13 protein-coding genes are annotated in these 14,093 nt (G+C 40.9%); 5 read left to right on the top strand and 8 right to left on the bottom strand.

Translation table 11 applies throughout. The annotated features are described in order from the left end of the window. Positions 1–155 (top strand): triphosphoribosyl-dephospho-CoA synthase (locus tag AB5Z52_RS00380; RefSeq protein WP_368266809.1); only part of this gene is annotated, 155 nt, incomplete at its 5' end. On the opposite strand, the gene AB5Z52_RS00375 is transcribed toward AB5Z52_RS00380, so the two are convergent. Then, complete coding sequence (locus tag AB5Z52_RS00375) at positions 152–862, bottom strand: response regulator transcription factor (protein WP_003125750.1); 711 nt, start codon at positions 860–862, stop codon at positions 152–154. The genes AB5Z52_RS00380 and AB5Z52_RS00375 overlap by 4 nt on opposite strands. Before the next feature lie 50 nt (positions 863–912). Here AB5Z52_RS00375 and AB5Z52_RS00370 point away from each other — a divergent pair, with 50 nt between their 5' ends. From AB5Z52_RS00370 to AB5Z52_RS00360, 3 genes are all read left to right on the top strand, one after another. Continuing rightward, positions 913–2,724: an ATP-binding protein gene (locus tag AB5Z52_RS00370; protein ID WP_021150234.1), complete on the top strand. Its 1,812-nt coding sequence runs from the start codon at positions 913–915 to the stop codon at positions 2,722–2,724. Between the two features lie 380 nt (positions 2,725–3,104). Next, positions 3,105–4,463, top strand: a complete 1,359-nt coding sequence (locus tag AB5Z52_RS00365) for a Y-family DNA polymerase (RefSeq protein ID WP_003125747.1) — start codon at positions 3,105–3,107, stop codon at positions 4,461–4,463. A 102-nt stretch (positions 4,464–4,565) separates the two neighbouring features. Beyond that, positions 4,566–5,147 (top strand): SOS response-associated peptidase, encoded by a 582-nt coding sequence (locus AB5Z52_RS00360; protein WP_003125746.1) that lies wholly within the window; start codon positions 4,566–4,568, stop codon positions 5,145–5,147. A 60-nt stretch (positions 5,148–5,207) separates the two neighbouring features. Here AB5Z52_RS00360 and AB5Z52_RS00355 read toward each other — a convergent pair whose 3' ends face one another. Continuing rightward, positions 5,208–5,810 carry a short chain dehydrogenase gene (locus tag AB5Z52_RS00355; RefSeq protein ID WP_003125744.1) on the bottom strand — a complete coding sequence of 201 codons (603 nt, stop codon included), beginning with the start codon at positions 5,808–5,810 and terminating at the stop codon, positions 5,208–5,210. Positions 5,811–6,042: 232 nt separating this feature from the next. On the opposite strand from AB5Z52_RS00355, the gene AB5Z52_RS00350 reads away from it, so the two are divergent. Next, positions 6,043–6,219: a hypothetical protein gene (locus AB5Z52_RS00350; protein WP_005470657.1), complete on the top strand. Its 177-nt coding sequence runs from the start codon at positions 6,043–6,045 to the stop codon at positions 6,217–6,219. Between the two features lie 104 nt (positions 6,220–6,323). On the opposite strand, the gene AB5Z52_RS00345 is transcribed toward AB5Z52_RS00350, so the two are convergent. From AB5Z52_RS00345 to AB5Z52_RS00320, 6 genes are all read right to left on the bottom strand, one after another. Further along, the gene (locus AB5Z52_RS00345; RefSeq protein WP_368243337.1) at positions 6,324–8,072 is read right to left on the bottom strand and encodes an ABC transporter ATP-binding protein; all 1,749 of its coding nucleotides are present in this window, start codon (positions 8,070–8,072) and stop codon (positions 6,324–6,326) included. Continuing rightward, the gene (locus AB5Z52_RS00340; protein ID WP_005470656.1) at positions 8,056–9,810 is read right to left on the bottom strand and encodes an ABC transporter ATP-binding protein; all 1,755 of its coding nucleotides are present in this window, start codon (positions 9,808–9,810) and stop codon (positions 8,056–8,058) included. The genes AB5Z52_RS00345 and AB5Z52_RS00340 overlap by 17 nt, the downstream gene beginning before the upstream one ends. A gap of 248 nt (positions 9,811–10,058) precedes the next feature. After that, the gene (locus AB5Z52_RS00335) at positions 10,059–10,289 is read right to left on the bottom strand and encodes a hypothetical protein (RefSeq protein WP_029486506.1); all 231 of its coding nucleotides are present in this window, start codon (positions 10,287–10,289) and stop codon (positions 10,059–10,061) included. Positions 10,290–10,481: 192 nt separating this feature from the next. Continuing rightward, on the bottom strand, positions 10,482–10,943 hold the full coding sequence (locus tag AB5Z52_RS00330) for a single-stranded DNA-binding protein (protein ID WP_003125737.1): 462 nt from the start codon (positions 10,941–10,943) through the stop codon (positions 10,482–10,484). A 154-nt stretch (positions 10,944–11,097) separates the two neighbouring features. After that, positions 11,098–12,459 (bottom strand): hypothetical protein, encoded by a 1,362-nt coding sequence (locus AB5Z52_RS00325; RefSeq protein WP_005470649.1) that lies wholly within the window; start codon positions 12,457–12,459, stop codon positions 11,098–11,100. A gap of 285 nt (positions 12,460–12,744) precedes the next feature. Next, complete coding sequence (locus AB5Z52_RS00320; RefSeq protein ID WP_003125733.1) at positions 12,745–14,085, bottom strand: folylpolyglutamate synthase/dihydrofolate synthase family protein; 1,341 nt, start codon at positions 14,083–14,085, stop codon at positions 12,745–12,747. Between the last annotated feature and the right edge of the window lie 8 nt (positions 14,086–14,093).

The following is a 14,093-nucleotide window of genomic DNA, read 5'->3' as shown; positions in this document are numbered from 1 at the left end:
AAAAAATTCACCAAGCCACCTTCTCAAAAGAAGAATTGCTTGATGAATTACAAAGCTATGATAGGATTTTGACTCAACGCCACTTAAGTCCTGGAGGTTCTGCAGATCTATTGGCATTAGGTATTTATTTTGCTCAACTAGAAGAGATCCTTTAAACACCATCGGGCAAAAAGGTATAGCCTAATCCCCATACTGTCTTGATATAGCGAGCTTGCTTTGGATCATCTTCAATCTTATTTCTTAAATGATTGATAAAAACCATGACCGTATTTGCGTCTAGCTCACTGCCGTTCCATACGCTTTGATAGATTTGTTCTTTCGAAAAAACTTGATCCGGGTTTTCTATAAAAAATTGCATCAATTTTGTTTCCTTGGATGAGAGCTTGATTGGTTCTTCCTTTTTGTAGAGTTGGTAGCGAGACTTGTCAAAGCAGAAATCTCCAATCATGATTTTGCTCTCTTTTGAAAGGGCACGATGCTCTTTGATAACTTGCCCTCTATCAAGGGTCACTGTTACTTGTGCTCTTAATAAGTTAGGCAAAAATGGCTTGGTAATATAATAATCTCCACCCATTTCCAATCCAGTAATGATGTCTTCTTCATTTTTCTTGCCACTGAGAAAAATGATCGGGACAAGTGGATCTTCTTCACGTATAATCTGAGCAAGATAGTACCCATCGTTTTCATGTTCTAAACTAATGTCCAATAAAAATAAATCAAATTTTACCCGTGTCATGATATCGACTGTCTTTTCAACCGAATCACTTTGATAAATCAAGATTCCGGTCGATTGGAGTGATTTCCATATCAATCGTCGTATTGCTGGATCATCATCAACGACAAGAATTTTTTCGTTTCTCACTTTTTTTCCTCCTAGTTCTTTGGATCAAATTATTAAAGGGAGCGTTTTTTATGAAAAAGCCTTCAAGCAGATTGCTTGTTCTAGGAATGATGACCGTCCTCTTTTTGACTGTATTAGGAATGGTCATCACAGCAAACAGCTATCAGCAGACACAAAAACATGCGTTAAAAATGGGGGAGAATCAACTAGCCAAAATCAATGACTCTGTAATCAAAATATTGCGATTGGAAATCAAATCTTACACTTTAGCACTGGAAGATTATGCTTCGAATATTTTTAATGAAAAAAATTACCATGAACTGATCGAAGACACTCAGTTGGACAACAGTCTCCTATTCAAGACCTCGGCTGCCGCCGGATTATATCTTGTTTCACCAACGGGCACTCTCCTTTCTGGCAAAGACATCCATGCTGACCAATTTGTTAAAGAACCTGTCAAAGTCACGGCTTTTGATCAAGATCCCCTTTATCTCAAAGCTTTAAAGGGTTCGGTTCTTCAAAACGGCGAAGCTTACTTTGCTGATGATACGTCTTATGTCAATTTATATCGACCGGTCTATGACAAGCATCATGTGCTTCAATCTATCTTGGTTCTGCCAATCAATCTTGAAGAGCTATATCAGCAAGAGATTGACACAACAGAAAACCAAAATGGCTATACGATGGTCAAAAATGAAGAAATGAAAGTGCTCATGCACCCTTCCACCGAACAAATCGGATTAGACATCATCAATGGGCGAAAGCTGAAATATCCTGACCTCGACTACAGCGATTTGGCTCATTTAGAAGATGTCCAAAAGACCAATGAAAAAGGAACATTAAGCTACAATTCTTACTGGTGGACAGAAGAAGACCCCAAAAAAGTTTTAAAAATCTCAGCCTATGAATGGATTACGGTTGGGGATGCACGCTGGATCGTTGCCAGTTCATCGGACTTTTATGAACGAAATGGACTCGCACTGCAAAAAAATCTGATCATACTTGGCTTACTGACCATTCTCTTAGCAATCATCATTCTTTTAGCAGTCAGTTTTAGTCATTACAATCGCCAAAACCGGACCTATATCGAAAATCTGCGTTTAGTTGAACGGCAAAATTTTTTGAAGGAAAAGCATGCCCTTGAAAAATCAATGATGCAAAAATCGCAATTGGAAACAGTAGGTCTGCTAACCACTACCATTGTTCATGACATGAATAATTTTCTTACTCCGATGATCGGAAATCTGCAACTGTTGATTGAAGAATACCAGTCAAACGAAGCGCTCGTTGCTGATCTAAATGAAGTCTACCAAGCAGCGCAAAAAGGCCAAAACCTGTCTACGAATGTATTGCGCTTTACTAAGACTGGAATCAAAACGAAAGAATCCCTCTCGATCGAAGAAGTGGTATCAGGAGCCATTGACACCATGCGCGTACTCGTACCAAAGAAAGTCACATTGTCCTATCAAGCTTCTTTTGTGGGCACTGCACTCATTGAAGCCAGTGACTTACAAGTTATTTTATACAATTTGATCACCAATGCTTATCAGGCTCAGCCAGAAAACCCGCACATCCAAGTCAGACTTAGTGCAGCAGCAGATAAGCAGTTGACAGCATTCCAAAACCATTCACTTGCTTATTGCGACAAACATTTTGCGCAACTTACCGTGACAGATAATGGTCCAGGGATCCCGAAAGAAATAGAAAGTAAAATGTTCACGCCTTTTTTCACAACGAAGACAGAGTCCAATGGAACTGGTCTCGGCTTATTCATCGTCTCATCGATTGCTAAGAAAAACGATTGGATCTTACAAGTAAAAAGCACCGTCTATGGAACGACCTTTACACTAGGGATTCCAGTAGATAGCGGCAACGTTCAGTAATCGCTTGCATTACTTATCTAAGCCTTTTGTTCGTTCATTCACTATACCTTTATTATAACGAAAAAGAATGAAGGTTTGACGAAAAGTACAATAAAAAACCAGCTATTGTTTGTCGTCATCAGCCGAAACTCATTTTAGTTTGTCACGGAAATTCCCTCTTGTTTTTCTGCAATGAAAAAATTACAGGATAGCTCATCGCGTGATTATTAGCGCCAGCTTCTGTTCTGCTTTTATGTCATTAAAGCCCTTCTCAAGGGCTTTTTTTGTTGCAGCTGTTTTTAATTGCCGCGATGATTTTACAAAAATCAAAAGTTTTAAGGTGTGTTCGCTTTACAAAAGAGAACGTATGTTTGTATTATACAACTAGGGAGGCGTTTTTGATGGGGAGATTTAATTATGAAGAAGAACCGTTACGGGATATTTTGTTCATTGATGTAAAATCTTTCTATGCATCTGTCGAATGTGTCCAGAGAGGGCTAGATCCTTTGACCGCCTTGCTAGTAGTCATGTCTCATTCAGATAACACAGGAAACGGATTAGTCTTGGCAGCTTCGCCAATGGCGAAAACTGTTCTGGGGATCACCAATGTCACTCGTGCTGACAACTTGCCCAACCACCCGGATCTATATAAAGTTTCACCTCGCATGAATCTATATATCAAAGAAAATTTGAAAGTCAACAACGTTTATCGGAACTATGTGGCGGATGAAGATCTCTTACTCTATTCAATTGATGAGTCGCTGATGGATGTGACGCAAACGTTACATTTATTTTTTCCTGATCCTTCTCTTTCTAGAAGCGAGAAGCGGCACAAAATGGCAGAAAAAATCAAAGCCCATGTCTTCAAAGCGACCGGACTGCGGGTAACTGTCGGGATCGGTGATAATCCTCTTCTTGCAAAATTGGCCCTCGATACCGAAGCAAAGAAAAATCCCACCTTCATTGCCGAATGGACATATCAAGATGTGGAAAGCAAAGTATGGGGAATTTCGCAGATGACTGATTTTTGGGGGATTGGTTCTCGAACCCAAAAACGATTGACTCAGTTGGGGATCGAATCGATCAAAGCATTGGCTCATGCTGATCCAGATTTTTTGCGCAGCCGTATGGGCATCATTGGGGAACAATTATACCACCATGCCAACGGGATCGATCGAACGATTTTAGCAGAACCAGCCCCAAAGACAATGGAAAAAAGTTATGGCAATAATCAAGTCTTAAATCGAAATTATTACTTGCAGAGCGAGATCGAATTAGTTATCAAAGAAATGGCAGAACAAGTCGCCGCCCGAATCCGCCGTGAAGGCTGCCAAACACAATGTATCCATCTCTATATTGGAACAGCTTTTGGAGAGACACAGAAGGGCTTTGCCCACCAAATGAAAATCCCTGCGACAGATAACACCAAACTATTGATTGCTCACGCACTGTTCTTATTTCGCAAATACTACACAGGACAAGTGGTTCGTCATGTGGGGATCACTTATTCGAGACTGGTTTTTACCCAAAGCGTTCAGCTCGATTTGTTCCAAGATCCGGAAGAACAACTAAAACAGCGAAAGCTTGATTTACTGATCGATAAAATTCGCGCCAAATATGGATTTACTTCAATCGTTCATGCTGCCAGCAAATTAGAAGGCGGACGAGCGATTGCACGGGCGAATCTCGTTGGTGGTCATGCCGGTGGAATGGATGGTATCTCAAACGAACCTCAAGGCAAAGCAGTTCGTCCAAAATAGGATGGCTGCTAAGCATTTTGCTATACGCCTATCTCTTTTGCTGATAAATTGAATCTGTGGACCAGCCGGAATTCACAGCATTGCTAAAAAGGAGGAAACACCATGTGTGGGAGATATTTATTTGATCCAAGGACGGGTGAGCTGTCTGATTATTATCAAGAACTAGTCACGATAGCTAAAGAACAAAACAAAAAAATCGCTGTTGATGAAGTTTTCCCTTCCAACCAGGTCGTCACGCTGATTGCCGATGACACGCAGCAAATCGTACCGATCCTAACCCATTGGGGCTTTACTGGTTTCAAAAAAGGCCAACTTTTAATCAATGCCCGAGCAGAAACCGTAGAAGAAAAACGTACTTTCAAGAAGCCATTTCTGGAAAAACGCTGTGCCTTTCCAATGTCTGGCTTTTATGAGTGGGATAGCGATAAGCACAAGTTTCTCTTTGACTCCTCGGAGCCCCTCTACCTTGCTGGTTTCTATCGGAACCATTCTACTGCCAGCGGTTCGGAAGATGAATCCATTATTTTGACGACCAAGCCCAATGCAACGATTGCACCAATCCATGATCGGATGCCTGTTTTGTTGTCGAAGGCAGATGTTTTGCCTTGGATCACGGATGTGACTTTCGCAAGAAACTATCTACTCCAAACGATGCCTGATATTCACCCACAACCTGTTTCGTAAACCAAAACGCCGCCAGAAGAATTTGCTTCTTCTGACGGCTTTTTTTAGCGAGTGACGGCTTTAATAAACAGTAAAGGTCCGTCCTGTCATGATACCAAAAACTGATTTTTCATAGGCAGCAAAAACTTTTTCATCCGCGACAGGCAGAAAGCCTTGGAATGAGGGAGCATAGGTCTCCCAAGAGCCTGCCAGCGCATTCGGACTGACCGCATTGATACGAATGCCACGACCAATTTCTAACGCCGCTGAAGCAACAAAAGCACCGATTGCGCCATTCACCAATGCCGAAGAAGTACCCATCGGAATAAACTCGTCTTGAATGATGCCAGAGGTCAACGTGATACTGCCGCCCTCCGTTAAATAATGCTGTCCGATCAACACTAGATTGACTTGGCCTTGCAGCTTGCTGTCAATGGAGCGCTGATTTTCTTCCGGTGTCAACTCCGCAAAAGGTTTGAAGACGGTACTACCCGCTGCGGAAATAATAGCATCTACAGTACCGATCTCTGAAAACAGCGTCCGAATACTTTCTGGATCAGCAATCTCCACCCGGTAGTCCCCTGCACTTCGACTCGCCCTGATAACCTCAACAGATTTGTCTTGTAAACCAGCCAGCAAAATTTTCCCTAACGTTCCGGTATGTCCCACTAAAAGAACTTTCATCCAATCATCTCATTTCGCTTATTTTTTCTCATTCTACGGCAGATTTTTTCTTTTTACAAACGTTAGCTGTCCTTTTCCTCTTTCTCCTCTTTCTGTGCAGGTAAGTCTTGATTTAAGAGGATTGGATAAAGACAGCTATTGTCAAATTACGAAAAAAGTTTGAATGTTTTGTGAAACGCCTTCCTTGTAAAAGGACTTCTATGGTATAACTCTAAAAAAGAAGGTGAAGCTTATGAAAAAAGAAGAACTTTGTACAAGTAAATCCTATTTAGCGAAAGTAATCGGACAACCTACCTTACAAAAGATCAAGATCGTTCGCTTACTGAGCAATACAGCGACTGTCGAACTTTTAGAAGGGGGCAACTACGGCGTAGCCAAACTCAGTGACATCCAGCCATTGACCGATTAGCGGTTAGTAAAGACTGCTCTAAAAAAGCGTCAAGCAAACAAGGAAATTCCTAGGCTTGACGCTTCTTCTATCTTATTAAAAAAGTGAGTCTTATCCTTGATGAATCAGAGTTGCTCTGACTGCATTTGGTACATTTGCTGATAGATTCCCCCAGCTTGTATCAGACTGGCATGATTGCCCCGTTCAACGATTCTACCTTGATCTAAAACTAGGATTTGCTCAGCTTGCTTAATCGTTGATAAGCGGTGAGCGATCATAAAAGTGGTCCGTCCTTTTTGCAAGACTGTCATTGCTTTTTGAATGATTGACTCCGTTTCGGTATCAACGTGACTCGTTGCTTCATCTAGAATCAAGATTTTTGGATCAAATACCAAAGCACGGGCAAAGCTGATCAATTGACGTTCGCCACTGGAAAACTCATTGCCCTTTTCTACGACGGGATGATGGATACCTTTCGGGTAACGCGTCAGCAGGTAACCGGCACCAACTTTTTCTAATGCGGATAGGATCATCTCTTCTGTGATTGACGGATCATTCATACCGATATTGCTGGCAATCGTTCCTGTAAACAGATAGGGATCTTGCATCACGATCGCTATCGAACGACGAACGCTGTGACGGTCGAATGCTTCGATCACTTGATCATCGATCGTGATAGTCCCTGCTTGAGGGTCATAAAAACGGAACAGTAAGTTCAAGATACTGGATTTCCCAGATCCTGTATGCCCTACTAATGCGACTGTTTCACCTGCAGATACTTGAAAATCAATCTCGTGTAAAACAGCTTGCTCTGGGTCATATCCAAAGGTTACTTGATTGAAAGAAACATTTCCTTCTTTGATCGCAATAACTGCTTCTTGCTGTTTTTCAATTGGCTGATCAGCAAACTCGAAGACTCGTTTGCCAGCAGCTAGCGATTGCTGAACATTGGTGATCGTTTGGACCAGACCTTCGATTGGGTCATAGAGTCGATTGATATAATCAATAAAGGCATAAAGCAAACCTGCGGAGATAGCGAGCCGACCATCCAAGAAGAATGCCGATAATGTCGTGATCAGAATCAGGATCGTTGAATTCCGCAAAAGATTGCCCAATCCCCAGGCAATACTCGAATCCAATAACAGATACTTTCGACCTGTCTGAAACCATTTCTCGACGGTTTCATTGAATTCTTTCTGCAGTTGGCCTTCTCTCTGAAAGGCCTGAATAACTGCCATTCCTTGAACAAATTCATTTAACTGACCACTGATTTGAGAAATATATTCCCGCATGGCAATATTATAACGGGAAGCATACTTCGTATAGACATGTTGCCAAATACCCAGAATCGGAATCAGAATAAGCATAGCCAATCCTAGAGTATGATTCAGGAAAAAGAGTGCCAAGAAAGCCCCAATGATTTGAATGATATTGCTCATCAAATTACTGATGACGATCACATAGAAATTGGAGCGCAAAACTTCCGTGTCATTCGTGATTCGCGCGACTACTTTCCCAGCAGGAATCTGATCAAAATAAGAAACGGGCAATTGGTGCATATGGTCAAAAAGCTGGTCCCGCATTTTCTTCACAATGCGATTTGACATTTTACGCAGCTGCAGCAAGCTGATATAACGAAAGAGCGAGCCAATCAAATTGATCAGCAAGTAACCCGCTAATAATTGGATCAAGAAAAGGATATTCAAATTCCCTGTCTCAACCGATGGAGTCATGACGCCGTCAATCAATCGTTTGGCAATCAGCGGTGATGTCAATTCCAGTGCAGCACCTAGCAGTAGCAATACTGCACCGATCGAAAATTGTTTTTTGTAATAGCCTACATAAGACAGCAGGCGCTTAATCGTTGAGAACATCTTGATCGTCCTCCTTTAACTGTTGATGATAATATTGCTCTTGGTACCATCCAGGAACTGCGATCAGCTCCTGATGGGTCCCTCTTTGGATAACATGCCCCTCTTCCAAAACAATCACTTGATCGGCGTCCGTGATGGCGGATAAGCGGTGGGTCACGATGATCGAAGTCGGTGCATCTGTCATTGCTTTAAGGTTTGCGATGATCGTTTGCTCTGTTTTTGCATCGACAGCTGACAAAGCATCATCCAGCAACAGTACATCACTCCTTCGCAGAAAGGCCCGTGCTAGCGACAAACGTTGCTTTTGACCCCCTGATAAAGAAACTCCCTTTTCACCGACTAATGTTTCAAGGCCTTCTGGCATCCGTTTGATGTCTTCAGCGAAACATGCGAGTGATAACGCTTGCCATAAGCGTTCTTCGGATGCGTCTGGGTCCCCGAACAATAGGTTTTCGCGAATCGTTCGTGAAAACAACGTATGCTCTTGCGGAACTTCCGCAAAGTGACGACGAATCTCTTCTGTCTGAAAAGCAGTCAAAGGCTGCCCATTGATCATTGGCATTTGATTTGAATACGGGTACCGATGTCCGAACTGACGTAGCAAGGAAGTCTTACCACTACCTGTTTTGCCGACGATCCCCAACACTTCTCCTTTGGTAATAGTCAGATCAACGTCTTGTAAGACAAATCGTTCCGTATTCGGATATTTGAAACTGTACTCAGAGAATTCAATTGTTTGGATCATCGGTACAAGTTGTTGTCCTGTAGATTCTAGCTGATCGCCAGTCTGCAATACTTCATTGATCCGACGCCAAGAAGCAGCCCCTTGCTGCATCACATTTACCAGATCTCCTGCTGAAATCATCGGCCAAACCACCATCGTTAGATAGACTTGGAAAGATACCATCGCACCAATAGTGATTTGTTGATTGGCTACTAGGAAAGCCCCGATCCCGAAACTCATCACAAAACTAATCGCCAAAATAATTGTAATCAGCGGCCCAAAACGGGAATCAATCTCGGAAACGATGTCGTTTTTTTCACGAGTTTCTGTTGTTTTTTGCTGAAATTGCTGCGTCGTTGCTGCTTCTAAGCCGAATGCCCGTACCACTCGGATACCATCGATGATCTCCAACACTTCACTATTCATCTCTGAAACAGAGTTTTGTGCTTCTGTAAAAGCTTTATCTACTTGCGAACCCCATTTGAAAATGTAGTACGCCAAGAGGGGCATAGGAATCAGTGCAATGATTGTCAATACCCAAGAGACTGTAATCGCCATCATGGCAACGATGAAACTCAAATAGAGACTCGTATTCAAGAAAACCATCAACCCATAGCCTACGGTCATTCCCATGACTTGAACATCGTCACTAGAACGAGTCATTAAGTCTCCCGTTCGAAACCGATGATAAAAGGGAGCCCCCATGTTTAAGAAATGCTTCATCAATTGCTGACGCAATTGCTTTTGCAAATCGTATGATCCGATAAATAAATTAAATGTCCAAATAAATTCTGCAATATAGCCTAAAAGTATCGCACCGGCAAACAAGCTGACATAGCGAATCAAAATTGCCATCGTAAAGTCATCTTGAATCAGTGCATCAATGAATAAGCGCAAAATATAGATCGGTGCTACATACATCGCACTGGCAATAACCATAAAAATAAATACGATTGCATAACGCAATTTATGCGCTTTAAAATACGTCGTTAATTGTTGTAAAATATATTTCATTTTCTTCCCTCTCAATCTAAAAAAGTACACAAAAAAGCTCTGCCCTTTCGGAAAAAGGACAGAGCATAACGTCAAAAAATATCGACACTATCTGTGTACTAACGGATTACCGAATAAGGGATTAACTACTATTTTGTTGTTTGCGAATTTTGCTGTAACGTTTTGCATCGTAATCCCTCCTTCTTTTTTTATTTGCTGACTACAAGTAACACTTTACAGATAACTATGAGAATTTGCAAGAATTTTTATTAATTTTTTTTAAAACGATTGACTTTCTTATAGTCCTTTTCATCACTTAATGATAAAAAAAGACCCTTTATTCTTTTCCCATTCTGAAAGAATTCTTCTTGTTCTTTTTTCTCTTTTGTCTTGATAATCCTTAGTCTGTCAAGACAAAGGACGCCATTATTTGGCACAAAAAAAAGTTTTTTATAATCCGCCCACAAAGAAATCTGCTTCCAAAAAAAGACTTCCTGCATGGGAAGTCTTTTCTTAAAAAAGTTTCGTTTTTCAACACTTTGTTCTTTACTATTTTAATAATCGACAAACTATTACTCGTTTGAACAGGCTTATGAAGGTCATTTTCGTCTCTTTTTTGCCGCGCTTTTTTTGAAATAGGATGTCCGATACCAGTTCAGAAGATGAAGAAATGGGGAACATCCTTTTAGGTCTTAAATAAAATGTTCATCCTTCAAAAATTCCAATACTTGATTTTTCAATGTATCCGTATCAGAAGCTTCCTGACGACGGTTAGGTGAGACCGCAGGCTGAGCGATCGATTCGACGGTTTCTTGTAGAGATTCTGGCGGCAATTCCAGCAATTGGAAACTATCTACTACAACTTCGGCACCATAGACAGATTGTCCTTCCTTGGTTTCAAAAGGACACATATGCAAATGTCCATTGATTTTAACACTTGCACCTTTCTGGGTATACCGCAAAAAAGTTTCTGCTTGCTTGCCGTTGATAACACAAGCAAACCATTCTGTTTGCAACTGTTCGCTTGTTTGCCACTGTGCAGCGACTGCTAAATTAAACCGTACACACGTATTATTTGCTGCTGCAGAAGCCAGTTGTTCTCGACTGGGCATCTCATTAATTTTCCCAGTAAGGATCACCTTGTTCGTTGCCACGTTACTCCCTCACTCTACATTTTATTTAGACTCGCACTAATGCAAGATTAGCCATAGTCTATCACAAAAAAAATTTCTTGCAATTCTTTTGAGAACATCTATAGTGATCTTCTACAGTTTTTGTCGCTGACTTTTAAACAAAATTTAACCGAGCTTAGCCTTCATCAGTCGTTGAATCTATTTCAGAGACATACGTCCACGTCATGCCATTGTCTTCTGAGGTAAATACGCCTTTGACTGTTCCACCTTTGTAATCCCCCATGGGACCTTGATTGACCATAACTTTCAACTTTCCATCTTCTAGATAAGGTGCTTCAGCAACCACGAAAACCTTCTTCCATTCATCAGGCATTTCAAAAGCAGCTTCCAGCCACGTGTTTCCTCCGTCTGTCGTCACATAGAGACTTGGTTCTGTTGGCGTTACTCCGCCGAAACTCATAAAGCCAACATTCTCGTTGAGGTAGCACGCGTCCGTCAAGAGTCGGCTGATTCCCTTAGCCACTTGCTTTTCCTGCCAAGTCTTGCCACCATCTTGGGTCACATATGAGAGATAGCCTTCCTGCCCCATTACGCGGCCACCCGATAAGAAAATGTAACCAAAACCGTCTTGGCCAAATGTCAATTTGCGAAAACGTACAGCTGCTGTCTGCTCTGCCAGAGCAACATTCTTCCACGTATTTCCTTGATTTTCCGTATAAGTATAATAGACATTTTGAGTTGGACTGCCCTCACTAGCATATTCCGTTCGGATAAATCCAGTCCGTTCAGGAGTCAAAATATAGCTGCCAGCGATCAGCGCTTGTTTGTCGCCACTATACTCGCCGCCAAAAAAATCATCTAACGGATAGGGCAGAATGATTTGATGTTTCCAGCTATCATAAGTTAATTTCAATTGACTCTTACCAATTTCTGTTTTATACGCAATCGTCTGATTCGTTTCCTTTGAGGTGGTCATTTGATTGTTCTTATCGGTGATCGCACTTAGATCTCCCGCATCTACATTCGTGATCGCTTTGTCCCCTTGAGCAGTCGTAGCAACCTTAACTTGCCAACAAATGTCCCGCACAGAACCGTCATCGGAAACTTTCCCCCAATAAGATGTCATCGTCTCACGATTGATCGACTTGGGCCACACAGTAAATTTTACCGTCAGCAGCCCATCTTGATAGGTTGCACCACTCACACTGTAAGAATCGATCCGTACATCTTCTTGCACCTTCACAGAAGAAAAATAGCGCATCAAATCATAAAATAAATTAAATCCTTGTGTATTCGGATCATAGTTAAATTCGCTTTCAAAGGGCAGAAATTGATTAAAATAAGTAACGGGCTGTTCTTTGATAGCGGATTGGTTTACTTGAGAAGTCTCTACAGTTGATGATTTTGAACCACTCGAACTGACCGCTCGTCCTACAGAAAAGCCAATGATGAACCAGATGACTAGCCCAATCACAATCAGTGTCAAACCGACAGCTAACGCTACCCGAATTGCTGCTATTTTTTTATGCTCTTTCACGGGAAAAACCCACCTTTTGTTTTCAATTACTTGAAGTATAATGAAAAGTTTCTTTTCTCACAAGATGCTTTTTCACTTCTTAAGAAATTAAGAAAAGGGTTCCTCATTAAATAGTTTTTAGAAAAAATAAAAGCATTCGCAAAAAAGTGACATACTTCAGGCTTTCCAAAGATGGAAAAACTGAAGTATGTCATTTCTAACCATTCTACTGTTTCTTTCATATTTATTCTTATATTGCTTCTCTGGTTTCTTCACACACGTTGATTAATGGATCAGATTATTCCTTCAGATACCTTCTAAACATCTCCTATCATCTAATAAATATGTGCGAACTTGCGATACAAAATATAATGAACCAGTAATAAAAAGAGTATCTTTCGATCCCATTTTAGCAACAATCTCCTTAATACCTTGTTGCCACTCTTGATAATATTTAAATTGGCTATTTTCTCGAACAAGATCTTCTTTTTTCAACGCTTTCGGGTAATCGAATGTGGTTATTATAAGGCAATTATTAGGGATTTGCTGCATCTGTCGGATCATTTTCCTACTATTTTTGGTTGTTAGCGCTGAAAACAAAATATATTTCTTTCCTTGTTGAAATTTTTCTGTAACTGTATCAACAAATTCTTTTATGGCATGTGGATTGTGTGCCCCATCGATAATGATCGTCGGTTGTGAACTGATTTTCTCCATACGACCTGGCCATCGCGCTTTTTCTAAAGCTTTCTGTATGCTCTCTTTTTGTATCGCTTTGTTTTGCTGCTGACAATAAAGCAAAAAAAGTTGAAGGGCAGTTGCTGCATTTTCCACTTGGTATTTTCCACATAAAGGAATTCTAAGATTTAAAAATTGAAAGTCTTCATTTTCGAAGTGAAACATTTCTCCACTTATAGAATCCTTAGGACTATGACTTTCAGGGCTTTGCTTCACATAGTGAACTTGGTAAGAGGTATTTTTCTTAGAGAGTGGCGCATTTTTTTTAGAAGCGACTTCTTCAATTATTTTCACTGCATTTTGCGAAATGTTTCCTGTAACAATAGGTATGTTTTTTTTGATAATGCCAGCTTTTTGCAAGGCAATTTCTTCCTCAGTTTCGCCTAATATATCTGTATGATCTAATCCAATCGTAGTAATAGCAGTTAAAATTGGTATAAAAACATTCGTACTGTCCCATTTTCCCCCGATACCTGCCTCGAAAATTGCGATGTCTGCGTGCTTTTGAAAATAAGAAAAGGCCATTGCAGTCAATATCTCAAATTCTGTTATTCCCTGATAGCGTGTATCCTCATCCATACTATCTACCAGAGGGCGAAATTCATTTGCTAGCTGGACAAATTCTTCTGCGGAGATTGCTTTCCCATTAATCGAAATACGTTCATAAAAACTTTCAATGTACGGCGAAGTAAATGTACCCACTGCTAGCTTCTGCATTTCTAATAAACAACGCAAGTAAGTTACCGTCGAACCTTTTCCATTTGTTCCTGCAATGTGAATCCCGATACTATTCTTTTCGGGATGACCGCACAGCTTCAGTAGCTCGTTGACTCGTATCAAACCAGGCCGCGATCCAAATTTTTTGCGCGAATGAATCCAGCGTACTGCTTCATCTCCTGTTTTAAACATTCTTATCA

The sequence above is a fragment of the Enterococcus sp. RTP21361st1_A6_RTP21361_211029 genome (genome assembly GCF_040910045.1).
GTDB lineage: Bacteria > Bacillota > Bacilli > Lactobacillales > Enterococcaceae > Enterococcus_D > Enterococcus_D gallinarum.
Note: the sequence above shows the minus strand (reverse complement) of the source record. Positions and strands in the feature narration are given on the sequence as shown.